The 24,321-nt window shown below is 40.5% G+C and carries 22 protein-coding genes; 9 read left to right on the top strand and 13 right to left on the bottom strand.

The genetic code is table 11. The features are described 5' to 3' along the window. The first annotated feature begins 9 nt into the window (after positions 1-9). Positions 10-687, top strand: coding sequence for an SOS response-associated peptidase (locus QZ407_RS06940; protein WP_295769096.1), 678 nt, complete (start codon positions 10-12; stop codon positions 685-687). A 24-nt stretch (positions 688-711) separates the two neighbouring features. On the opposite strand, the gene QZ407_RS06935 is transcribed toward QZ407_RS06940, so the two are convergent. After that, the gene (locus tag QZ407_RS06935; protein WP_295769093.1) at positions 712-1,596 is read right to left on the bottom strand and encodes a fructosamine kinase family protein; all 885 of its coding nucleotides are present in this window, start codon (positions 1,594-1,596) and stop codon (positions 712-714) included. A gap of 72 nt (positions 1,597-1,668) precedes the next feature. Here QZ407_RS06935 and lepA point away from each other — a divergent pair, with 72 nt between their 5' ends. After that, positions 1,669-3,456 (top strand): translation elongation factor 4, encoded by a 1,788-nt coding sequence (lepA, locus tag QZ407_RS06930; RefSeq protein WP_295769091.1) that lies wholly within the window; start codon positions 1,669-1,671, stop codon positions 3,454-3,456. A gap of 70 nt (positions 3,457-3,526) precedes the next feature. Next, complete coding sequence (locus QZ407_RS06925) at positions 3,527-4,417, top strand: tetrahydrofolate dehydrogenase/cyclohydrolase catalytic domain-containing protein (protein ID WP_295769089.1); 891 nt, start codon at positions 3,527-3,529, stop codon at positions 4,415-4,417. A 61-nt stretch (positions 4,418-4,478) separates the two neighbouring features. Here QZ407_RS06925 and QZ407_RS06920 read toward each other — a convergent pair whose 3' ends face one another. Beyond that, positions 4,479-4,811: a Rieske 2Fe-2S domain-containing protein gene (locus QZ407_RS06920; RefSeq protein WP_295769086.1), complete on the bottom strand. Its 333-nt coding sequence runs from the start codon at positions 4,809-4,811 to the stop codon at positions 4,479-4,481. Continuing rightward, positions 4,811-5,569: a hypothetical protein gene (locus QZ407_RS06915; RefSeq protein ID WP_295769084.1), complete on the bottom strand. Its 759-nt coding sequence runs from the start codon at positions 5,567-5,569 to the stop codon at positions 4,811-4,813. Before QZ407_RS06915 ends, QZ407_RS06920 begins: the two co-directional genes overlap by 1 nt. Before the next feature lie 208 nt (positions 5,570-5,777). Here QZ407_RS06915 and QZ407_RS06910 point away from each other — a divergent pair, with 208 nt between their 5' ends. Continuing rightward, complete coding sequence (locus QZ407_RS06910; RefSeq protein ID WP_295769082.1) at positions 5,778-7,682, top strand: OmpA family protein; 1,905 nt, start codon at positions 5,778-5,780, stop codon at positions 7,680-7,682. A gap of 4 nt (positions 7,683-7,686) precedes the next feature. Here the strand turns inward: QZ407_RS06910 and ispE are convergent, their stop codons facing one another. After that, a complete protein-coding gene (gene ispE, locus QZ407_RS06905) occupies positions 7,687-8,493 on the bottom strand; it encodes a 4-(cytidine 5'-diphospho)-2-C-methyl-D-erythritol kinase (RefSeq protein WP_295769080.1) in 807 nt (268 codons plus the stop codon). A 115-nt stretch (positions 8,494-8,608) separates the two neighbouring features. Between ispE and QZ407_RS06900 the strand changes: the two genes are divergently transcribed. The 4 genes from QZ407_RS06900 to QZ407_RS06885 all read left to right on the top strand — a co-directional run bounded on the left by QZ407_RS06900 (position 8,609) and on the right by QZ407_RS06885 (position 14,489). Further along, the gene (locus tag QZ407_RS06900) at positions 8,609-9,430 is read left to right on the top strand and encodes a thymidylate synthase (RefSeq protein WP_295769078.1); all 822 of its coding nucleotides are present in this window, start codon (positions 8,609-8,611) and stop codon (positions 9,428-9,430) included. A 60-nt stretch (positions 9,431-9,490) separates the two neighbouring features. Then, positions 9,491-9,973, top strand: coding sequence for a dihydrofolate reductase (locus QZ407_RS06895; RefSeq protein ID WP_295769075.1), 483 nt, complete (start codon positions 9,491-9,493; stop codon positions 9,971-9,973). A gap of 112 nt (positions 9,974-10,085) precedes the next feature. Then, positions 10,086-13,061, top strand: a complete 2,976-nt coding sequence (gene secDF, locus QZ407_RS06890) for a protein translocase subunit SecDF (protein ID WP_295769072.1) — start codon at positions 10,086-10,088, stop codon at positions 13,059-13,061. A gap of 108 nt (positions 13,062-13,169) precedes the next feature. Beyond that, positions 13,170-14,489 carry an NAD(P)/FAD-dependent oxidoreductase gene (locus QZ407_RS06885; RefSeq protein WP_295769070.1) on the top strand — a complete coding sequence of 440 codons (1,320 nt, stop codon included), beginning with the start codon at positions 13,170-13,172 and terminating at the stop codon, positions 14,487-14,489. A gap of 106 nt (positions 14,490-14,595) precedes the next feature. On the opposite strand, the gene QZ407_RS06880 is transcribed toward QZ407_RS06885, so the two are convergent. The 3 genes from QZ407_RS06880 to fbaA form a co-directional block, all read right to left on the bottom strand. Beyond that, positions 14,596-15,030 carry a GNAT family N-acetyltransferase gene (locus QZ407_RS06880; protein ID WP_295769067.1) on the bottom strand — a complete coding sequence of 145 codons (435 nt, stop codon included), beginning with the start codon at positions 15,028-15,030 and terminating at the stop codon, positions 14,596-14,598. Then, positions 14,999-15,496, bottom strand: a complete 498-nt coding sequence (locus QZ407_RS06875; RefSeq protein WP_295769065.1) for a low affinity iron permease family protein — start codon at positions 15,494-15,496, stop codon at positions 14,999-15,001. The genes QZ407_RS06880 and QZ407_RS06875 overlap by 32 nt, the downstream gene beginning before the upstream one ends. Positions 15,497-15,579: 83 nt before the next feature. Beyond that, on the bottom strand, positions 15,580-16,659 hold the full coding sequence (gene fbaA / locus QZ407_RS06870) for a class II fructose-bisphosphate aldolase (RefSeq protein ID WP_295769063.1): 1,080 nt from the start codon (positions 16,657-16,659) through the stop codon (positions 15,580-15,582). A gap of 185 nt (positions 16,660-16,844) precedes the next feature. Between fbaA and accD the strand changes: the two genes are divergently transcribed. Then, positions 16,845-17,690 carry an acetyl-CoA carboxylase, carboxyltransferase subunit beta gene (gene accD / locus QZ407_RS06865; protein ID WP_157541962.1) on the top strand — a complete coding sequence of 282 codons (846 nt, stop codon included), beginning with the start codon at positions 16,845-16,847 and terminating at the stop codon, positions 17,688-17,690. A 151-nt stretch (positions 17,691-17,841) separates the two neighbouring features. Here accD and QZ407_RS06860 read toward each other — a convergent pair whose 3' ends face one another. The 6 genes from QZ407_RS06860 to QZ407_RS06835 all read right to left on the bottom strand — a co-directional run bounded on the left by QZ407_RS06860 (position 17,842) and on the right by QZ407_RS06835 (position 24,263). Then, positions 17,842-18,555, bottom strand: coding sequence for a response regulator transcription factor (locus tag QZ407_RS06860; RefSeq protein WP_295769061.1), 714 nt, complete (start codon positions 18,553-18,555; stop codon positions 17,842-17,844). A gap of 69 nt (positions 18,556-18,624) precedes the next feature. Further along, complete coding sequence (locus QZ407_RS06855) at positions 18,625-19,737, bottom strand: TlpA disulfide reductase family protein (protein ID WP_295769059.1); 1,113 nt, start codon at positions 19,735-19,737, stop codon at positions 18,625-18,627. 1 nt (position 19,738) lies between these two features. Then, positions 19,739-21,208 (bottom strand): Asp-tRNA(Asn)/Glu-tRNA(Gln) amidotransferase subunit GatB, encoded by a 1,470-nt coding sequence (gene gatB, locus QZ407_RS06850; protein WP_295769057.1) that lies wholly within the window; start codon positions 21,206-21,208, stop codon positions 19,739-19,741. 286 nt (positions 21,209-21,494) lie between these two features. After that, on the bottom strand, positions 21,495-22,502 hold the full coding sequence (gene bioB / locus QZ407_RS06845) for a biotin synthase BioB (RefSeq protein WP_295769056.1): 1,008 nt from the start codon (positions 22,500-22,502) through the stop codon (positions 21,495-21,497). A 26-nt stretch (positions 22,503-22,528) separates the two neighbouring features. Then, positions 22,529-23,878: a magnesium transporter gene (mgtE, locus tag QZ407_RS06840; RefSeq protein ID WP_295769053.1), complete on the bottom strand. Its 1,350-nt coding sequence runs from the start codon at positions 23,876-23,878 to the stop codon at positions 22,529-22,531. 106 nt (positions 23,879-23,984) lie between these two features. Continuing rightward, complete coding sequence (locus QZ407_RS06835) at positions 23,985-24,263, bottom strand: hypothetical protein (RefSeq protein WP_295769050.1); 279 nt, start codon at positions 24,261-24,263, stop codon at positions 23,985-23,987. Between the last annotated feature and the right edge of the window lie 58 nt (positions 24,264-24,321).

Genomic DNA, 24,321 nt, shown 5'->3' with positions numbered 1-24,321 from the left:
ACGCTGATTATGTGTGGCAGAGTTAATTTTCCGGGTAGTGCCGAAACAGCTAAGCGGCTTGGCGTTAATGACAGCGATACACCTAAAGATGGTGATGTTAACGGCTTTGCTTTTAAAGACAGTTACGTATTTGGCCTTGCCGACCGCGCACCGGACACTTTGCGGCACTTTCACTGGCCGCTTGTACCAGCCTGGAGCAATACTTACCCCTCCTTCCAAACCCACAACGCCCGCAGCGAAGACATGGCTGAACGGTCGGCCTATAAACATTTGTTGGGCAAACGCCACTGCATTATTGCCATTAATGGGTTTTATGAATGGGAACGCAGCCGCGAGAAGACACCCTGGTATTTTAGTATGGCTGATGAAAGTTTGATGTTGCTTGCCGGACTATGGGATTACAATATCAAACTGGATGCGCCTTTACTGAGCTGTACGGTAATAACACGCGAGCCAAATCAAATTGTTGGCGAAGTGCACAACCGTATGCCCGTTATACTAACCCGTGCCGATGCTGATATATGGCTTAATACAAAACTACTCTATCATGAACGGGCAGAAGTTTTACAACCAATTGAAAACAGTGCATTGTTACGAGTGGAAATAGGCAAAAGCATTAATAAAGCCGAAAATAAATCTGGCGACTGGTTTAACGGGCCAGATGAAAAGCCTTTGAGTTTATTTTAGTAAGGAACAAAATCTTAAGCACGCTTATAAATATTTCTGCAATCCATTTTTTACCTGTGATAAATAACCTGTACCAAACAAGTTGAGGTGTAACAACAAAGGATACAAATTCCATAGGTGAACCCGCTGTTCCCAACCTTTAGCTAACGGGAAACTTTCATTGTACGCAGTATAAAACTCTTTGCTAAATCCACCAAACAGTGTGGTCATGGCTATATCAAACTCTCTATGACCATAGCTTACTGCTGGGTCGATTAAAAATGGAGTACCATCGTATTTGATAAGGTAATTACCGCCCCATAAATCGCCATGTATTAATGCCGGCAGCTCTTCGTCAAACAACTCAGGTAGGCGTATATACAACTTTTCAAACAGCAAGGCATCTTGACTGGTTAACAAGCTTTTTTCTACGGCAATTTTCACCATCGATTCCAGCCTTTCCTGCGCAAAAAAATTTGACCAAGTATCTTGTTTGTGGTTGCTTTGTGGCAACGAACCCATATAATTATCGGTATCAAAACCAAATTGTGGTGCCGTATGCCGATGCATGGCTGCCAGCTCTCGCCCTAACCTTGCCGATGCTTCAGAAGTAACATTTACCGCTTCTACCCATTCCATTAACAGGCAACTATCATTTTTAAAATCTAATTGTAAAACAATCTGCGGAACAGCAATGGTTTGGGTACTACGGATGGCTTGCAAACCTTCTGCTTCACGTTCAAACATACCGGGATAAGCACTTTTGTTGTTGAGCTTAAGCATAAACTTTCCAACATTGGATTTGATACAGTATGCAAGATTTATATCTCCGCCGCTAACCGCAGCGATTGACTCAATTACTATTTGTTTATTGTAACAATCTGTTAGGCAGATTGCTATGTACTCTTTCAATTCGCTGGAAACCGCCATTAATTCAAAATAACTAATTGATTGAGTGGCATACAAATTTATCGCCGTAAAAAGCTATTTTTGCGTTTTCAAATGAAGCACATACGTAACTTTTGTATCATTGCACACATCGATCACGGTAAGAGTACCCTGGCCGACCGTTTGCTAGAATATACCAAAACCATTACCCAGCGCGAAGCGCAGGCCCAATTGCTTGACGATATGGACCTGGAACGCGAGCGCGGTATCACCATAAAGAGTCATGCCATACAAATGGATTATACGCTTGATGGTCAGCAATACGTTCTTAACCTTATTGACACCCCCGGTCACGTAGACTTTTCTTATGAAGTATCCCGTTCAATTGCCGCCTGCGAGGGCGCATTGTTAATTGTGGATGCATCACAGGGTATACAGGCACAAACTATATCTAACCTGTACCTGGCTTTAGAGAATGATCTGGAGATTATACCGGTGCTTAACAAAATGGATCTTCCGGGTGCAATGCCTGAGGAAGTGAAAGACCAGATTGTGGATTTGATTGGTTGCAAGCGTGAAGATATTTTAGCTGCATCGGGCAAAACAGGTATGGGTATCGAAGATATACTTCGTGCTATCATTGAACGCGTTCCTGCACCGATTGGCGACCCTGAAGCGCCGTTACAGGCGTTGATTTTTGACTCGGTTTTTAATTCATTCCGTGGTATTATTGCTTATTTCAAAGTTGTAAACGGAGAGATACGTAAAAACACTAAGGTAAAATTTATGGCTACCGGCCGCGAGTACTTTGCCGACGAAGTGGGTACCTTAAAGCTGACACAGTTGCCTAAAGATGTTATCAAAACCGGCGACGTAGGTTACATTATATCAGGTATTAAAGAAGCACGTGAGGTTAAGGTTGGTGATACCATAACCCTTGTTGAACGCCCGGCAGCCGAAGGCATACAGGGGTTTGAAGAAGTAAAACCAATGGTATTTGCCGGTATTTATCCGGTTGATACTGAAGATTACGAAGAGCTTCGTGAATCAATGGCCAAGTTGCAGCTAAATGATGCATCATTGGTTTTTGAACCGGAATCATCAGCAGCGTTGGGCTTCGGTTTCCGATGCGGCTTTTTGGGTATGCTCCACATGGAAATTATCCAGGAGCGTTTAGAGCGCGAGTTTGATATGACGGTTATCACTACCGTACCCAACGTATCATATATTGCTTATACTACGAAAGAAGAGCAACTTATAGTAAACAACCCGTCAGACTTACCTGACCCAAGTAAGCTTGAGTTTGTTGAAGAGCCTTACATTAAGGCCAACATCATTACCAAGGCTGAATTTGTTGGTCCGGTAATGTCATTATGTATACAAAAACGTGGTATCATTGTAAACCAATCATATTTAACGGCGGACCGTGTTGAACTGGTATTTGAGATGCCAATGGGCGAAATTGTATTTGACTTTTACGATAAGCTAAAAACCATTTCAAAAGGTTATGCATCGTTTGATTACATGCAAATCGGCTACCGCCAGTCAGATTTGGTACGTTTGGATATTAAGCTGAATGGAGAACCGGTGGATGCGCTATCATCACTAATTCACCGCAGCAATTCTTACGACTTTGGTAAAAAGATATGCGAAAAGTTGAAAGAGCTATTGCCTCGTCAGCAATTTGAGATTGCTATACAGGCTTCTATTGGTGCCAAGGTTATTGCGCGAGAGAACGTACGTGCACTACGTAAAGATGTTACTGCTAAATGTTACGGTGGTGATATTTCGCGTAAACGAAAACTGTTAGAAAAACAGAAAAAAGGTAAAAAACGCATGCGCCAGGTAGGTAATGTTGAGATACCTCAAAGCGCGTTCATGGCAGTTTTAAAACTCGATTAATTTTATATCATTATACCAGGGACAAAGGACAAACTTCTTTGTCCTTTTGTTTTTAATACAAATTCAATTTATGCAACTACTCGACGGAAAATACGTATCTGAGAAACTGAAAGTTGAGATTGCCGAAAAGGCAGCCGAATATTTACAACGTAGCGGCCGTAAACCACACCTTGTGGCAGTATTAGTTGGCCATGATGGCGGAAGCGAAACATATGTTGCCAGCAAAATGAAAAACTGCGAAAAGGTTGGCTTTAAATCAAGCCTGGTACGCTACGAAGACAATGTAACCGAAGAAGAACTGTTACAAAAGGTAACCGAGTTGAATGCTGACACTGACATTGATGGTATCATTGTTCAGCTTCCGCTGCCTAAACATATTGACCCTGAGAAGGTAACCGAGCGCATAGATCACCGTAAAGATGTTGACGGTTTTCACCCTGTAAATTTGGGCCGTATGCAGCGCAACCTGCCGTCATTTATCCCTGCTACCCCATATGGAATTACCTTGATGCTTAAAGAATACGGTATTGAAACCGCTGGTAAGCATTGCGTTGTAGTTGGACGCAGCAACATTGTAGGATCTCCCATGAGCATTTTAATGGCGCGTAACACGCAACCTGGTAACTGTACCGTAACTATTTGCCATAGCCGCACGCCTGACATTAAAAAGTTTACACTTGATGCCGATATATTAATTGTAGCTATTGGTAAAAAAAACTTCATCACCGCTGATATGGTAAAAGAAGGTGCTGTGATTATTGACGTAGGCATGAACCGCGAAACCTCTACCCTAACCAAATCTGGCTACAAACTATACGGTGATGTTGATTTCGAAAATGTGGCTCCTAAAGCATCATGGATAACTCCTGTACCCGGAGGTGTTGGTTTGATGACCATTATCGGTTTGTTACAAAATACATTAGCATCAGCAAACAGAGAAGTTTACCCAGACTTGGCGTAGTATCTTTTATTATAAACATAAGGGATGTAAGCTTTGCAATAGCATGGCTTACATCCCTTGTTCATTTCTTGCCGGTAAGTCTTTCAAACCACGATTTCACCTGCACATATACTCCGTCGTCTTTCATCTCAACGGAGTAAACGTTAACAAAATCGTTTTGTCCAGGTGCTCCCCTACCTGTTTCAAGATCATAAGCATAGCGATGAAACGGGCAAACAAGCTTTCCATTGTTGCACCAGCCGCCACTTAGGTCTGCGCCGGCGTGAGGGCATTTTGAAGACACAGCGTGTACTTTATCTGCATTAATCAAGCAAATTGATTTACCACCAGCCGATACTTTTCTTATAAATGGCTTACTTAAATCAAGAGCATCAGCAACTTTATACCAGGCCATTATTCAAAATCAATCTGCAAATTCATTAAGGTTGGATTCTTGATCAGCTCATCCATATTGGTTTGTATGATCACCTGTTTTCTATCAGCTGAGAGTGTTGCCCTTTTATTATCAATTTTCTTTACAGGCTTGGCAAAATTCAGTACAACCTTGTAAGGTGTTTCAATAAGCAGCGCTTTTGCCGCAGCGAATGCCGACCCGGTTTTCTTCAGGAAATTATTAAATTTTTCTTTGTCTATTATGCGGCAAAACTTGCTCGACGTTACCTGGTAGGAATAACACTCCTGCCCTGCTATTAATTGCTGTGCTGTAAAATCCATACTCATGACCTTTCGTTTTTCCTGATTGCCGTAATTAGCCAGTTTTGACATTTGTTGCAGGTAGTATTCCAAATCGGCAGGTGTTGCTGCCTGATGCTTTATACTCACCTTCATCAAATCTTGTCTCAAGTTCATTTTAATGGCCAGGTTACTGCTCTGCGCTAACTTCATCTCACTGGCAGTCATTTTGTTTTGCGTGCTATCAGGCAAAGCACTATATAAATTCATAACGGTGTCTTTGGCCATAGCAAACTGTGGCGTAGCCATAACCGAGTCCGATAGCAAATTATGTAGTATGGAAACAGCCTTACTCATGTCAAAGTCGTAAATAACTTCACAAGTACCATTCGCTTTAAAGTTATATCGCTCAATAATGTCTACACAAGAGGTAAGCACTAAGCATGTAAGTACAGCACACAGCATGTAGAGTTTTTTCATATAACTTACTTTCAGGTAATTATAAACAAAATAATATAATTTTTTCAGTTTTTCTTAAATTCATATTAACCATTGGTTTAACAAAAAATCATCAACTATGGTTCTTTTGGCTTTTAGTAATCTTTACCAACAGCAAAAACTTACAATATTAACCTTGAAACAATATTATATTTGATACGTAAAAGGCATATTTTAGTGCTGAAAAGATATGATTATTGTTAGGTATTGGCTTATTTTACTGCTGTTTTTTTTAGGGTTTAAGGCAACTGCACAGTCAAAATACAGTACAACTAACGCTGCTGCTATAACTTATTATAAAAAGGCTAGTGCATTTTTAGACCGGCAGGACAGGGCAAATGCTATTCAGCAATTACAAAATGCTTTAGCTGCCGATGACAATTTTGCCGAGGCACATTTGCAATTGGCCGATCTTTATAAAAGTTTACAGCAAAATAAGGATGCTATTTTACATTACCGCAAGTCCCTTGATTTAAATCCAGAACTGAGTCGAAGCATATATTTAAAGATAGGTGAACTTGAAATTAATTCAGGTGAGTATGAACAGGCTAAAGTTCATCTTGAAAAATATATTACCTACGCAAACCTGACTCCTGAGAATCGCTTCTTTGCAAAAAAACTGATAGCCGATGCCGACTTTAGTATTGTAGCTATTAAAAATCCTGTCCAGTTTAAGCCAATTAATTTAGGTCCTGAAATAAATTCATCCAATGATGAGTATATGCCTGTATCAGCAGCTGATGATAATACGCTTATATTCACACGTAAAGTTCAAAATAACGAAGACTTTTATAAAAGCGTAAGGCTTAATAATCAATGGGGTGCTGCTACTTATTTGAGCAAATTCATTAATACAGCTGAATATAATGAAGGTGCACAATCACTTTCTCAAGATGGCAAATATTTATTTTTTACCGGCTGCAACCGGCCCGATGGTATGGGTCGTTGCGATATTTACGTTACACAACGCAAAGGTGATGACTGGGGGAAGCCATTTAACCTTGGTGCGCCCGTAAATAGTTCGGGTTGGGAATCGCAGCCATCAATATCGGCAGATGGACATACTCTTTATTTTGTTAGTAACCGTAAAGGCGGTTATGGCGGTTATGATATATGGAAGTGCCGCTTAACTGATAAGGGCTGGGCCGAACCGGAAAACCTTGGCCCTAACATTAACACCCCTTATGACGAGCAATCGCCATACATACACCCCGATGACAGCACCCTTTATTTCTGCTCAAACGGTTGGCCCGGATTAGGTAATAAAGATTTATTCGTAAGCCGCATCAACAGCGCCGGCAAATGGCAAAAACCCGATAACCTTGGCTTCCCTATAAATTCCTGCGGTGATGAAAATGGCATGAGTATAAGCACAACCGGCGGCTTTGCCTACTTCGCATCAAATACATTAAGTGGCTACGGCGGCTTTGATATTTACATGTTTGAGCTTCCTGAAAAATCCAAACCTCATCCAGTCACATACGTGAAAGGATCGGTTATAGATGCAGCTACCAAACAACCGATGGAGGCCGACGTAGAAATAGTTGATTTAGCTACCAATATTCCGGTTTACCAAAATACCAGTTCGGCCACAGGCGGCGATTTTTTAGTCCCGCTAGTTACCGGCCGCAATTACGGCCTAACCATCATAAAAAACGGTTATCTGTTTTCATCAGAAAACTTTTCGCTCAATAAAGGCGAAACGCATAGACCTTTCAATATAGAAGTCCCTTTAAATACCATCGAAGTTGGCAAATCGGCTATACTAAAAAACATATTTTTTGATATCAACCGGTATGATCTGCGGCCCGAGTCGCAGTCTGCTTTACGGTATTTGAGTGATTTTATGGCTATGAATCCAACCGTAAGTATTGAGATAGCTGGTTATACAGACAATTCTGGAAACGATGCAATAAATCAAGCCTTATCGGCCAACCGCGCAAAAGCCGTTTACCAATATTTGGTTAATCATGGCGTAAATGGTAACAAGCTTCAGTTTAAAGGTTATGGCAAACTGAATCCTGTAGCTACAAATACTTCTGAAGATGGCAAAGCGAAAAACCGCCGCACTGAATTTAGAATAGTGGCTAAATAATTTCTTATAAATTATAAAACACCTGGTTTTCGCCTTCGAGGTGAGAAAGATCCGGCGTGCTTTCAAATATGCCGAAAACTGATGCACCACTTCCGCTCATTGACGCGTAAAGGGCACCAGCATTATATAGTGCATTTTTCACCTTTTCAATAACCGGAAATGCTTTGAATATATGCGGTTCAAAATCGTTTCTGATACATTCTTTCCAATCGGTAACAGGTAGCTTTATAAGCTCTTTTAGTGTTGCAGACGGTAAGCTGGGTATAACACCACTATAAGCTTGCGCTGTTGAAACATGTACAGGAGGCATTACTAATGCTAAGCTGTACGATGCAAGGTCTAGTTCCACACTTTCAAACTCGTCTCCTTTATTGAAAGCATATAATGGCTTATTATTAATAAAAAAAGCACAATCAGCTCCCAATTTGCGCGCATAATTCATCATATGCACATCATCAAGCCCTATTTTGAATGTTTCATTTATCAGCATTATAAAGAAAGCAGCATCAGCCGATCCTCCCCCTAAACCGGCACCTATAGGTATATTTTTATGTAAATGAATATTTACGTTAGGCAGTTGCGGAAAATCATTTTTGAGCAGGCTGTAAGCTTTTAAACAGAGATTACTTATAACGCTGCCAGGAATTTCAATACCCGATGATTGAAACTGAAGATTATCGCTTTCAATAATTTCCAAGGCATCTTTAATCATCAACGGATAAAAAACGCTTTCAATATTGTGATAGCCATCAGCACGTCGTTCAGTAATGTTTAGGCCGATGTTAATTTTTGCGTTTGGAAAAATGATCATAGCTGCGTTAAAACGTAACCTATTTTTGCAAATAAATAGGAAAGCCAAAATAGATTAATTTTATTTGTATCCGCAAGCAATTTAATGAGGTGTTTAAGTGCTTGCGTCCTGTTATATGAAACAATATCTTGACCTGATGCGCCACGTGCTGGAAAATGGCGCCCAAAAGCATGATCGCACCGGAACCGGCACTATCAGTGTTTTTGGCTATCAAATGCGCTTTAACTTAAAAGATGGCTTTCCGCTGGTAACTACCAAAAAGCTTCACCTCAAATCAATTATACATGAGCTTATATGGTTTCTAAGCGGCGATACCAATATCAAATATTTGAAGGAAAATGGCGTACGAATATGGGACGAATGGGCTGATGCAGAGGGAAACTTAGGTCCGGTTTACGGATACCAATGGCGCTCCTGGCCAACGCCCGATGGCAGGCATATTGATCAAATCAGTCAGGTGGTAAAGCAGCTTAAAACCAATCCCGATTCACGCCGCATCATGGTTTCTGCCTGGAACGTTGCCGATGTTGATCAAATGGCGCTTCCGCCCTGCCATAGTTTATTTCAATTTTATGTTGAGCCGCCAAACGTTGGTAAAGGGGAAACCAAAGGCAAACTATCGTGCCAACTGTACCAGCGCAGCGCTGATATATTTTTAGGCGTTCCATTCAACATTGCATCATACGCATTGCTTACCATGATGATGGCACAGGTGTGCGACCTTGACTATGGTGACTTTATACACACTTTTGGCGACGCTCACCTATATAACAACCATATTGAGCAGGCCAACCTGCAACTATCACGCACACCTCACCCACTACCGGTAATGAAGTTAAACCCGGAAGTGAAAGACATATTTGCTTTTAAATTTGAAGATTTTACGTTAGAGAATTATGAATCGTGGCCGCATATAAAAGGCGCAGTAGCGGTCTAAATAACTCAATACCGATACATACCTGACAATTTTGTAAATAGATATGGTTAAAAGCGTTTAATGAATATCAACATAGTAGTAGCCATAGCTACAAACAACGCAATAGGAAAAGATAATGAACTGCTTTGGCATCTGCCTAATGATCTCAAGCATTTTAGGCAGTTAACCACTGGCCATAGTATAATAATGGGTCGTAAAACGTATGACTCTGTAGGCAAGCCATTGCCTAAGCGACGTAATATTATAGTTACGAGACAGGAAATTAACATTGAAGGCTGCGAAGTTGTACATTCAATTGATGAGGCACTTGCCTTATGTAAAAACGAGCCTGAAGTAGACATTATTGGTGGAGCTGAGATATACACCCAGACTTTACCGTTAGTAAACCGCATTTACTTAACCATTGTTCATCAGGATTTTAATGCTGATGCTTACTTTCCGCAGCTCAATAAAAACGAATGGAAAGAAACAGCGAGGGAAAATTTTGAGGCTGATGAAATACACGCTTACCCTTACTCCTTCATTACCCTTGAGCGTCGCTAACAGCTATCAACTTTATTTTGTTTTAATTAACACGTTACGCTTACGAAATTTTATTAGATTTGCCTCCTTATTTTAAAAAGCTTATAAATTAATTTTACACATAGATTACACCATGCAAGGTAAAGGGGTTATTAAATTTTTTGCCATTATTGTGGCAGTTGTTTGCTTATACCAGCTTTCGTTCACGTGGGTTACCAACAGCGTCGAAGATGATGCAAAAGCCTATGCTAAGGGCAACCCGGACAAAGAAAAAGCTTATCTCGACTCAATAGCGTCGCAGCCGGTATATCCGTTATTTGGTCACAATTATCAGTATTGCAAAGACCGTGAACTTGCATTAGGCCTCGACCTTAAAGGTGGTATGAACGTTACCATGCAGGTTTCGTTAAGCGAGCTTATCAGGTCGTTATCAAATGACAATAAGGATGTAACCTTTAACCAGGCTTTACATAACGCTGATGTTGTTGCTAAAACCAGCCCGGATAACTACATCGACATTTTTATGCGTGAGTATAAAAAGCTAAGTCCTAATGGTAAACTGGCTCCAATATTTTCAACTCAGTCAAATCAAAGCAACCTTAAGTTTGATGCCAGCAACAATGACGTTGAAAAATACCTGCGCGATCAGTCAAACACTGCGGTTACACAATCATTCAACATCTTACGTAACCGTATTGATAAATTTGGTGTAACATCTCCTAATATTCAATTACAGGCGGGTAACCGTATACAAATTGAACTTCCTGGTGTATCAGAAGCAAGTAAAGAGCGTGTACGCAAACTGCTACAAGGTTCGGCCAAGCTTGAGTTTTACGCTACATTTGATAACACTGAGGTATTCCAGCTGCTAAATAACATTAACGGTATACTTGCCGCAAAAAATAAAACAGCTAAAAAAGATACTGTTGCAGTAGCCCCTGCAGTAGCGGCTACTGACAGTGCAAAAAAAGGCGGTTCATTACTAAGCAAGGTTAAACAAAACAATGCAAAAGATACTTCTGCATCTGCGTTGAAAAACAAAAACCAGCTTGCAGAAACTATGCCTTTGTTCGCTGTTTTGTCTCCGGCATTTGGTCAGGGTCCAAATGGTCCTCAGGCTTATCCCGGTCCGGTTGTGGGTACTGCCGCAATTAAAGATACAGCCAGAGTTAATGGTTATTTGAAGAGCGCAGAAGTACAGGCCGTATTGCCTAAAAACCTTCGTTTATTATGGGCTTCAAAATCAGGCGATGTTGCTGATAAAAGATTAGCGCTTTACGCAATCAAACTATCAGGTGCTGATAACGGCCCTGTTTTGAGTGGCGAAGCTATCACTGATGCTCGTAGCGATGTTGATCCAAACAGCGGTGGTTACGAAGTAAGCATGGAAATGAACTCTGACGGTGCTAAAACGTGGAGAAGAGTTACTGCCGAAGCAGCAGGCAATCCGGGTGATGAAAATGATAACCGCAGCATTGCAATCGTTCTTGATGATAACGTTGTATCTGCTCCGCGTGTAAGCAATGAAATATCTGGCGGTCGTTCATCTATCAGCGGTAGCTTTACCCAGGATGAAACCAAGGATTTGGCTAACGTTTTAAAAGCTGGTCGTTTACCTGCTCCTGCTCGTATCGTTTCTGAAGACATCGTTGGTCCGTCATTAGGCCAGGAAGCCATCAATGATGGTTTAATGTCATGTGCTGTTGGTTTGGTGATTGTACTTGTGTTTATGGTTCTTTACTATAACAGTGCAGGTGCGGTAGCTGATGCTGCGGTGTTTGTTAACGTATTCTTCCTGATGGGTGTACTAACAAGTATTGGTGCAGTATTAACTCTGCCTGGTATTGCTGGTATAGTGCTCATTCTGGGTATCTCTGTTGATGCCAACGTATTGATTTACGAACGTGTACGTGAAGAGCTTGCACTGGGCAAATCAAAACGCCTTGCTATTGCTGATGGTTACAAGCATGCATTATCGTCAATTCTCGATTCACAAATAAGTAGCTTTTTGACAGGTGTTATCTTATTTATCTTCGGCACCGGTCCTATCCAGGGCTTCGCTACTACATTGATGATAGGTATCGTAACATCATTGTTCTGTTCATTATTAATTACCCGTGTAATTTTTGAATGGATGCTGGACAAAAATATGGATATCAAATTCTCAAATCCATGGAGTTCTAAGCTGTTTAAAAATGCAAACTTTGCATTCGTTAAAAATCGCTTCAAATTCTACGCTTTCTCAGCTATATTCATCTTAGCTGGTATCATCTCAATGTTTACCCGTGGCTTTAGTTACGGTGTGGATTTTCAAGGTGGCCGCAGTTATGTAGTACGTTTTGAACAAGCCGCTACTACTGAAACTGTACGTGAGGGAATTGAAAAAACTTTAGGTGTTGGTAAATCAGAAGTTAAATCTTTTGGTGGCGATAAGCAGGTACGCATCACAACTAATTACATGATTGATGATAACAGTACCGTTGCTGATAACAAGGTAGAAACAACCTTACGTGAAGGATTGTCACAAATCACACCTAAGTACACTATTTTAAGTTCGCAAAAAGTAGGTCCAACCATAGCTAATGACATTAAAACATCAGCTATATGGACGGTTATTTTTGCTATCGTGGCTATATCAGGTTATATTTTAATCCGTTTCCGCAAATGGCAATATAGCCTTGGTGCAATGGTTGCTACAGCACACGATGCTTTGCTGGTGCTATCTTTCTTCTCGTTGTTCAATGGTATTTTACCATTCTCACTTGATATTGACCAGGCTTTCATTGCGGCTATACTTACCGTTATAGGTTACTCAATTAACGATACCGTGGTTGTATTTGACCGTATACGTGAGTTCTTAAACCATACACACGCTAAAACTGATGATACTGCACTAGTGGTAAACCAGGCAATTAACAGTACTTTAAGCCGTACAATAATTACTGCATTAACAGTAGTGTTTGTTTTAATAGTATTGTTTATCTTTGGGGGCGATGTAATCCGCGGATTCTCGTTTGCCTTATTAGTGGGTGTGTGCTTCGGTACCTACTCATCTATCTGCGTTGCAACCCCGGTGATGCTCGATTTTGGTAAGAAGCTTAACGCATAAAACTTTCGAAATACGAATTTTTAAAAAGGCTTCAAAGAACATTTGAAGCCTTTTTTGTTAATACTACATTACATCGGCCCTATATAAAAACTGTTACTATAAACAAACATGGATTCAAAACAAAACACAAAATTTCCGCTCGTTGTAATTGTTGGCGGCGGATTTGGCGGTGTTGAACTGGCAAGCCGGCTTGCGAAAGAACCGGTTGAAATTCTTCTTCTTGACAAGCACAACTATCATTCTTTCCCACCGCTGCTTTATCAGGTAGCAACCGGTAGTTTGGAGTGTGAGTCAATCGCTTTCTCACTTCGTAAAAATTTTGAAGGTCAAAAAAACCTTCGTTTCAGGGTAGCTGAAGTTACAGGAGTAAATACCGAACAAAATTATATTGAAACTACCATCGGTGAAATAGCCTATGACTACCTGGTTATGGCTACCGGATCAACTACCAACTTTTTTGGTAATAAAGACATTGAGCATTATGCAATGCCAATGAAAACCATTCCGGAGGCCTTAAACCTTCGTTACATGTTTTTGCAAAACCTTGAGCAGGCTGTAATTGCTAAAACTAAAGAAGAGCGCGATCCTTATTTAACCTTTGTTATGGTTGGTGCCGGTCCTACCGGTGTAGAACTTGCAGGCTCATTTGCCGAGCTGCGCAACCACGTGCTTTCAAAAGATTACCCTGAGCTTAAAAAGGAGGATATGAAGGTTTACCTGGTAGACTTCTTGCCTCGTGTGCTTGGACCAATGTCTGAGCAGGCTTCAAATAAAGCAAAAGAGGCATTACTAGGTATGGGCGTTGAAGTGCTATTAAACGTTAAAGTACAGAGCTACGACGGCAACGAATTAAAGTTTGAAGACGGCCGCGTTATTCGCACTAAGAACGTTGTATGGTCGGCAGGTGTTATGGGTATTGTTCCAAACGGCTTTGCTAAAGAAAATATTGTTAGAGGTAACCGTATTAAAACTGATGAAATCAATCGGGTTGTAGGTACCAATAACGTGTTTGCAATTGGCGACGTTGGCGCTATCATTACCGAAGCTACACCAAACGGCTATCCGGGCGTTGCGCAGGTTGCTATACAGCAAGGAAAAAAACTAGCTGAAAATATTGCTCACTTGGTTAAAGGCGAACCTACTGAACCATTCAAGTACAAAGATCTTGGCTCGATGGCAACTATTGGCCGTAATAAAGCCGTTGCCGATTTGGGTAAAATTAAACTAAGCGGATTTATTGCGTGGCTGATATGGATGTTTATTCACCTTATATCGTTATTAGGCTTCCGTAATAAAGTGGTGACATTCATTAACTGGTTAGGTAGCTACATGACTTACAACGGCGGTACACGCTTAATTATCCGTCGTTATGTACGTGAAGCTCTACCCGAGGCTGATGAAGCTGTACAGCTTCCTAAAACAGACTGATCTGTTATATAAATAACCGAAAGGGCAAAGGCCGAGGATACATCCTTAACCTTTGCCCTTTTTTATTGCAGGCAGGTGCACATGCAGAATCTAAAGCTTATGCCAATCACTTTACCGGTTCAAGAACCATTTTATAGTGTTGTATCCCCGCCTCCTCAAACATAGGTCCTGTTTCTTTAAAGCCAAACTTTTTGTAAAGAGGTGTTGCCTGTACCTGAGCGTGCAGATAAATGTATTGCGCATCTTCAGGTAAATCATTTAATACTGCCTTTACAAGAGCCTGCCCTACGCCTTGTCCTCGATTTTCTTTTAATACGGCAAAACGTTCCAGCTTGTAGCCTTTATCAGTTTTACGCCAGCGTGATGCGCCTGCCGGTTGTCCGTCGACCTCGGCCAAAAAGTGTGTTGACTCATCTTCAAATTCCCACTCCAGTTCGGGCGGGCAATTTTGCTCATCAACAAACACAACACGTCTTACTGCAAACACTTTGTCTAACTCTGCCTTCTCACTAACCTTTTTTACGTTTACTATTGTACTCATTTATTTTTTGGGTAGTATTTTTAATTTTTTCGCTTTTAGTTTCGTGGTTGAACTCTGCCGCATCAATAGTATGCGTACAACCTAAATTATCTTCTGTTTTAGCAAGCTGCGCAAGGCGCACATAGTAATTATGTATTTGTTCCAGCTCTCTCTCACTTAAGTCTTCAATGTTCACCATACGGTTACTTGCACCCTCCATTGCAGCAATAAGTTCATTTAGTTTCAGATGCAATGCACGCGAGTCTTTGTTTTGGGCTTTTTGTATTAAAAACACCATTAAAAATGTAATAATGGTAGTGCCCGTATTAATTACAAGCTGCCACGTTTCAGAATAATGAAAAAGCGGACCGCTGGCGCCCCATACTACAACAACTAAAGCAGCCAACACAAACGCTGCCGAACTGCCGGTTGCCGCGGTGGCCCAATTAGCAAAACGCTCAAATATTCCGCTTTTTTTCTTTGCCATAACTTAAATAGTTAAAAAGTAATTATAACAAAAAACGCCGATACCAAGATGGTAACGGCGTTTACCTTTTGTAAAAAATTTGATTACAATTTGCTGTTTACGTCCAAGCAATTTAAATCGGCAAACGCCTGAGTTAAACGTTGTACAAAGGTTTCTTCACCTTTACGTAACCATACACGCGGGTCGTAATATTTTTTGTTTGGAGAATCTTCACCATCAGGGCTACCAATTTGTGATTGCAGGTAACCTTCTTTTGCTTTGTAATAATCTTTAATACCTTCCCAGAAAGCCCACTGCATATCCGTATCGATATTCATTTTGATGGCACCGTAAGATATTGCCTCACGAATTTCTTCCTGGCTTGAACCAGAGCCGCCGTGGAATACAAAGTTGATTGGTTTCTCAGCAGCTATGTTGTGCTTTTGTTTAAGGAACTCTTGTGAATTATGTAATATAACCGGCTGTAATTTAACGTTACCCGGTTTGTATACACCATGTACGTTGCCGAACGCTGCAGCAACAGTAAAACGATGACTTACTGCTGAAAGATGCTCATAGGCATAAGCAACCTCTTCAGGTTGTGTATATAAACGCGCGCTGTCAACATCAGTGTTATCTACACCATCTTCTTCACCACCGGTTACACCTAACTCAATTTCAATGGTCATATTCATTTTAGCCATGCGCTCAAGGTATTGAGCTGAAACCTCAATGTTTTCCTCAATAGGCTCCTCTGAAAGGTCAAGCATATGCGATGAAAACAATGGTTTGCCTGTTTCGGCAAAATGTTTCTCACCGTGCTCTAATAAACCGTCAATCCAAGGCAGTAATTTTTTTGCAGCATGGTCGGTGTGTAATATAACGGCAACACCGTAATGTTCGGCCAGTAAATGAACGTGTTTAGCTGCTGATACGGCACCTAATATACAGGCTTGCAGTTTAGAGTTATCTAATGATTTACCAGCGTAAAATTGCGCTCCACCGTTTGATAACTGGATAATTACCGGTGAGTTAACAGACTTGGCAGTTTCCATAACAGCGTTGATAGAATTGGTTCCTATCACGTTAACTGCAGGTAAAGCAAACTGATGTTTCTTTGCTGCTTCAAATAACTCCTGCACCTGATCACCGTGCAAAACGCCTTTATAATTTTTTAAATCCATAGTTGTTGGTTGGTTTACAGCACGAATGTATAAATTTTATGCATTTTTCAGCCAAATGTTGCGTTAATTTGATATAATTTGTTTAATTGTTAATATTTGAATAACAAACGTAATTTGTTACTAACAGTTTAAATAAGATAATTTTCGTTTCTTTGCACCTTTAATTATCATTGATGGAATTACCAATGGCGTGGTTTAAAAGAGAATCAAAGGGTATTACTACCTCTACCGAAGATAAAAAAGAAGCTCCGGACGGTGTTTGGAATAAGTGTCCAAACTGTAAACGCCCGTTACACTATACAGAACAAGTTGAAAATCAATACGTTTGCCATTACTGCGGTTATCACTTACGCATAGGCTCAAAAGAGTATTTTTCTGTACTTTTTGATAATAACGAATTCACTGAATTGTTCAGCAACCTGCGCTCTGGTGACCCACTTGAGTTTGTTGACACAAAAAAATACAGCGACCGCCTTAAAGAAACACAGGCTAAAACCGGTTTAAAAGATGCCATTCGTGCAGCTCACGGCAAGGTTGACGGACAACCGTTGATGGTGGCCTGTATGGACTTCAATTTTATCGGCGGTTCAATGGGATCAGTTGTGGGTGAAAAAATTGCTCGATCAATTGATTATAGCATTCAAAATAAAGTTCCTTTTTTAATGATCTCAAAATCGGGTGGTGCCCGTATGATGGAGGCTGCATTTTCATTAATGCAAATGGCCAAGACATCTGCTAAACTGGCATTATTAGGCCAGGCAGGTGTACCTTATATATCTTTACTTACCGACCCAACCACAGGTGGCGTAACTGCATCATATGCCATGCTGGGCGATATTAATATTGCTGAGCCTGGTGCTTTAATTGGTTTTGCTGGTCCAAGGGTTATCAAAGAAACCATCAAAAAGGATTTGCCTAAAGGATTCCAGACTGCAGAATTTTTGCAGGAAAAAGGCTTCCTTGACTTTATAGTTGATCGTAGGGAGATGAAAGAAAAGTTAGCATCGTTCCTTAAAATGATGGCAAATTAATTATAGAATAAAACTTAACAAAAAAGCCCTGCTAAGCAGGGCTTTTTTGTTGTTTGTGAGTTTGTCCATCCCTTAGTCTACCCCATATAATTCTATATCAAAAAAAACACCCGTAAAATATACGGGTGTTTTTTTTATGGTTATGTACTGTTTAAACGTATTCAAATTTGTAACCAACTCCCTTAACAGTTGATACATAATTTTCGCCAAGCTTTTCACGCAATTTACGGATGTGAACATCAATAGTGCGGTTAGTTACTACAACAGAATCTTCCCATATATTTTTAAGGATAACCTCACGTGTGTAAACCTTACCAGGTTTTGATGCTAACAAGTAAAGTAACTCAAACTCCTTTTTTGCTAAAACAACTTTGCTGCCGTTTTGATAAACCAGGTAACTTTCACGGTCAATTACCAAATCGCCTACTTCTAACTTGTTATCTGACACTTCTTCGGTACCGGCATTACGGCGTAATATTGCATTTATGCGGCTCACCAAAGCACGTGGTTTTATAGGTTTGGCAATGTAGTCATCAGCCCCTACGTTAAAACCGGCTATCTCAGAATATTCTTCACTGCGGGCTGTTAAAAACACCATAAAAGTGTTTTTAAACTCAGGCATGGTACGCATAATGCGACAAGCTTCAATGCCATCCATTTTAGGCATCATAATATCCAGAACAATTAAATCTGGCAATACCTTTTTTGCTTCTGCAACAGCTTCCTGGCCGTTATGGGCTAAATGAACCTGGTATCCTTCTTTTTTTAAGTTGTATTCTATTAACTCTAAAATGTCCGGTTCGTCGTCTACAATTAAAATCTTTTGCTTTGCAGTAGTACTCATCAGAGGGTTGAATTTTGGCATAAAGGTAATACCAAAACAAAAGCAAATAGTTAAACTAATGTTAATAAATTATTAAAGCTTAATATTTGCTTAAAGTTTAGCAAAGGTTTTATTTAAAAATCGTTCAAGGTTTTGTCCGGTTATGTTCTTAGCAATGATATTACCTTCAGTATCAAGTATAAAGTTTGATGGTATTGCCTGTATCTGGTAAGCACGTGCAACCTGTCCGTCCCATTTTTTTAAGTCAGACACTTGTTGCCAGGTAAGCTTATCATCTTGTATGGCGCGTTGCCATGCTTGCTTGTTCTCGTCAAGAGATACGCCTAATATATTAAAGCCTTTGCCTTTATACTGATTATATAATTTAACCACGTTAGGGTTTTCCTGACGACAAGGACCACACCACGATGCCCAGAAATCAATCATCACATATTTACCCTTGTAATCGGCCAGCTTAACGTCTTTTCCGTTTACATCCTTGGCTGTAAATTCCGGAGCTTTATGCCCTACAGATACCGGCTTTACAGCTTCCATTTGCTTAACAAATTGCTGTACAGGAGCATTATCTTTAAACTCATCTTTTAAATCATCAGCGTAGGCCACCAGTTGTTGTTCGTACTTGTTTGGGTCTAAAGACATTGCTGCATAGAAAGCCGCCAACGACTTTTTATTGTCATTTACAAACTTCAATACTTCCTGGCTGTAAGCATCCATATTTTTCTCAAATACGGGCTGATATATTTTTAATAGGGAGTCTTGATTGTTATCTTTTACTTTGCTTTGAAATTCATTTACAAGCTGTGAGTTTTTTGCGCTGTATACATTACTGAATGTGTTGAACTCCTTTATCTTATCTGACTCCTGTGATCCGCTTACCTTGTACTCATGCTTCTCATCGGCCAGGTTGGTTTCAAATTTAATATCATCTCCGTTTTTGGCAATCAAATCAAATAAAGACTGCCCTAAACGCAACTTAAATAAGTTTGCAACGGTAGATTGATTTTTGAATTCGAACTTACCGTCTTTCAATTCAGAAGAATCAATTACGCTTACCTGATTGGTATCTGCTCTTAAGAGGTATACCTTCTTTACGTCAGCCGTGTTACTGATATTTCCTTCTATTTTAAAGCTTTTTTCATCCTTACATGAGTACAAGCCTAACAGAACGGCTAATATGGAGGTTGATACGATGTAGTTTTTCATTTTATTTAGCTTGTAACGCTTTAATAAGTAACTGATTTGCTTTTTGGGGATCGATTTTGCCTTTTGAGCGCTTCATGATTTCGCCCATGAACAAACCTAATACGCCTTTTTTGCCTTTTTGGTATTCAACAACTTTATCGGGGAACTTTGCCAGCGCATCCTGAATGAAGCCTTCAAGCTCGTTACTATCTTCGCTTATAATCAAATTTAGTTCTGTTGCCATTTGCTCGGCAGTTTTGCCTGCGTCTGCAAGCATTGCAGGTAACAATTTGTGCGATGCAACTGTGTTGTTCACTTTGCCATCATCAACCAGTTGAATAATTTCGGCAAGTTTAGATGGCAACAGCGGCAGAGTATCAATAGTTAGGTGATGCTCATTAAGATAAGACTTAACAGCCCCCATCATCCAGTGGGCAGCCGATTTATAGTTCTTGGTATGCTTTACCAGCTCCTCAAAGTAGATAACCAAATCATGATCCGCAGTTATTACTGAGGCATCATAATCACTTAAACCCAATTGATTGATGTATTTATCGTAAAGCTCCTCAGGCAATGCTGGCATTGTTTGCCGTATGGCTTCCAGGTAATCGTCACTTAAAAGCAGTGGCTGCAAATCGGGCTCAGGAAAATAACGGTAATCGTTGGCCATTTCCTTGCTCCTTAAAACAGATGTTTCGCCAGTGTTGGCATCAAAGTTCAGCGTGTTTTGCTCAATGTATCCACCTGCTTCAATAACAGTTACCTGCCTTAAAAATTCATGTTCAATTGCACGTTGAACGTTGCGTATTGAGTTAAGATTCTTTACCTCGCAACGGTTGCCAAGTGTTGTTGTACCCTTTAATCTTACTGATATATTGGCGTCACAGCGCATGCTGCCTTCCTCCATATTACCATCACAAACGCCGAGGTAGCGCACAAGCTTACGCATCTCTGTAAGATATAATCCAGCCTCTTCTGCACTGTGAATATCAGGCTCAGACACAATTTCAAGTAATGGCACTCCGGCCCTGTTCAGGTCAATAAGAGAGTGCGTATCATGATGATCATGCATGCTTTTACCGGCATCCTCTTCCATGTGTATATGGTGTATAGCAATCCTTTTCACGGTGCCGTCTTCACGTTTAACACTTACATAGCCGCCTGTTATAATGGGATGCTGATCCTGACTAATTTGATAACCTTTAGGTAAATCGGCATAGAAGTAATTTTTACGGGCAAAGTTGTTATACTGATTTATTTGGCCATGGCATGCAAAACCAAGTTTAACGGCATACTCTACTGCCTTTTTATTTAAAAAAGGTAGTGTGCCGGGGTGCCCTAACGATACTATGCTTACATGCTCATTGGGACCTGCGCCAAATGCAGCGCTATCGGCCGAGAAAATTTTGCTTTGGGTAGAGAGCTGGGCGTGTACTTCCAAACCTACTACCAGCTCATATTTATGGCTTGCTTCGGTGTTATAATTTATCATTACAATGCATAAGACAGTTGCACTGCCTAACACGGCAAATATATATTTATTCGTTAGTTATAAAGGCAAAAACCGTTTAAAGTTTAAATTGATGAGTTTAGACATGTATAATAAAGTCCTGACGACTTGCTCAATTTATATCGCGTTGCACATAGACGAGTTGATATTTTAAAGCTTGTTGTATAATGTCTAATAGTTTCTAATCTAAAAATAGCTTTAACAACGCTGTTTTAAACAACAAATGCCACCTTAAACAGGTGGCACTTGTTTTTATTGTTTGCTGATGTTAAGCTATTACGCCCTCTTCAATATTCTTTGCCTGATGCGGCCTGCCATTTTTGAATGCTTTACGTGGTGTTAATCCTAAAAGCTCAAACATAGCCATATCTTCATCAAATGCAGGATTTGGCGTGGTCAATAGTTTTTCACCTGCAAAAATTGAACTTGCACCCGCCATAAAGCATAAAGCTTGCTCAACAGTACTCATTTCGGTACGTCCGGCGGACAGGCGTACAACTGTGCGCGGCATTACAATACGTGCCGTTGCTATCATGCGCACCATATCCCAAACCGAAACACGGGGTTGTTCGGCAAGTGGCGTACCTTCAACCGGTACAAGCGCATTCACCGGAACAGACTCCGGGTGTTGAGGCATATTTGATAATGTTTTCAGCATTGATATACGATCTTCTACGGTTTCACCTAAACCTATAATACCACCACTGCAAACCGATATTTTGGCTTTGCGCACATTTTCAATCGTTTTTAAGCGATCATCATACGTACGGGTTGTTATGATACGTTTATAATCATCCTCAGAGGTATCAAGATTGTGGTTATACGCATACAACCCGGCATCAGCCAAACGCTGAGCCTGGCTTTCAGTAAGCATACCAAGTGTACAGCACACTTCCATGTCCAATTCATTAACCGCCTGCACCATTTCAATTACTTTGTCAAAGTCGCGGTTGTCGCGCACTTCGCGCCATGCTGCACCCATACATAAGCGAGATGCACCGCCAGCTTTAGCTTTCTGTGCGGCAGCTACCACTTCTTCTTTGGGCAATATAGCGTGTACATTCACACCAGTTTGGTAGCGGGCAGCCTGCGGACAATAAGCGCAATCTTCAGGACATCCGCCGGTTTTAACCGAAATTAGTGAACTAATTTGTACCTCGGCGTAATCTTTATTCTCGCGGTGAACAGTTGCTGCACGGTAAATTAAATCAAGCAGCGGCGTATGGTATATGTCAGATATTTCTTCTTTAGTCCAGTCGTGTCTCACTTCAGTCATAAGCGTTGAAATTTAAAGTGACAAATTTATAATAAAAGCTTTGTTGCCAACCATAAAGGCAATAAAAATCCTATACAATCGGTAAATGTGGTTATAATAATTGATGATGCCACAGCAGGGTCAATACCTAAACGCTTTAAAAGCATAGGAACCGTAGCCCCTGTAAGAGCCGCTACAATAACATTTCCGGTCATGGCAAAGAATAATACCAGGCCAAGCAAAGGGTTTGCATCATACCACACGGCAACCATGCTTACAATAATGCCGTTAACAGCTCCGTTAGTTAAGCCTACCAAGAACTCCTTACTAACAGTAACGTAAGCCTGCCTGTCGTTAAGATTACTTAACGAGATACGCCTTACCGTTACAGCCAAAGCCTGGGTGGCAGCATTACCGCCCATACCGGCAATAATGGTAATATATGCTTTTATAATGGGTAACTTATCTAACGTATTATCATAAGCCCTTATAACAGATGCAGCCAAAAATGCTGTAGCCAAATTTATAACAAGCCAAGGTAACCGGCTTTTCACAGCATCGCGCCAGCCACCGGCTAACTCTTCATCTTCAGATACACCTGATATTTTTAAAATATCTTCTGTATTTTCTTCCTGTAGTACGTCTATAATGTCATCTACCGTAATGCGGCCAAGCAATTGCATAGTGTCATTCACCACGGGTATACTGGTTAAATTATATTGAGAAATAAGCTTGGCAACTTCTTCCTGGTCAAGATCTGCCTTAACATAAACAAATTCTTTATTTACCAGCTCCTCAACCTTAACCTGTTTTTTTGCTTTGATGATGTCTTTGATAGATAAGATGCCTATAAGTTCATTATGGTCATTAACAGCATAAAGAGTATAAAACTCTTCCATTTCTTCTGATTGCTGTATAATTTCCTCAAGCGCCTCATTCTTGCTGTAGCTGATATTAACTTTGATTAGCTCGGTGTTCATCAAACCACCGGCGGTGTCATCATCATAACTTAACAGCGCACGTATATTACTGGCATCCTCCTGATCTATTTCATCAAGTATCTCCTTTTGTTCTTCTTCGTCAAGCTGCGAAATAAGGTCGGTAGCATCGTCATAGTCAAGTTCTTCAACAATTTCCGAGCGTTTTTCAGGCGTGAGGCTTACCAGTAGTTCGGCAGGATGATGCTCTTCATCCATTTCTGAAATTACACCCGAGGCCTCTACCGTTGGAAGTATGTTGATGATTCTTTCGCGCTCTTCGGGTTCGAGCTTCTCAAAAATGATGGCAATCTCCGAGCTATGATATTGTTGCAGAACCTCTTGTAATGTACTGTCATCACTTTCAAGTGCTGCTTTAACCCGTAACAGGTCCGACTTGTCTATTTCGAACGATTGCATTTACGCCTAAGTTACAAAAAACAAGGCAATAAGGCACAAAAAAGGGCAATGCATTCCACATTGCCCTTTGGTAATAATCACCCGTAAAGGGATATTTTAAATAAGCTTAAGCCACCTTACGTAGTTTGTACGAGGTATTGTCATGATTGATAACCAATTCATTTTGGTTAATTGACTCAATCATGATTTTGCGCTCGCCCATGCGGTCATAATTATGAATAAGAAGGTAAAAAGTCTCTTCGTTTTTTATCATGCGAAACGGAGAAACAATGGTGCCCGCCGGCTGGGTTTCTTTAAAAAATTTAATTTTTAGCAAATGTTTCACAAAATCGAATTCGAACCTACTCTCGTCCTCGAGGTAGATTCCGATTGGTTGCGCGTTCATGATTTTTTATTAGGTTAGATGGATGTAAATGTGTAAACCAAGTTAAGTATTGGTGCGC

It is taken from the genome of uncultured Mucilaginibacter sp., assembly GCF_913773635.1.
Lineage (GTDB): Bacteria > Bacteroidota > Bacteroidia > Sphingobacteriales > Sphingobacteriaceae > Mucilaginibacter.
The sequence above is the reverse complement of the archived record's forward strand: the minus strand, read 5'-3'. Positions and strand labels throughout refer to the sequence as shown.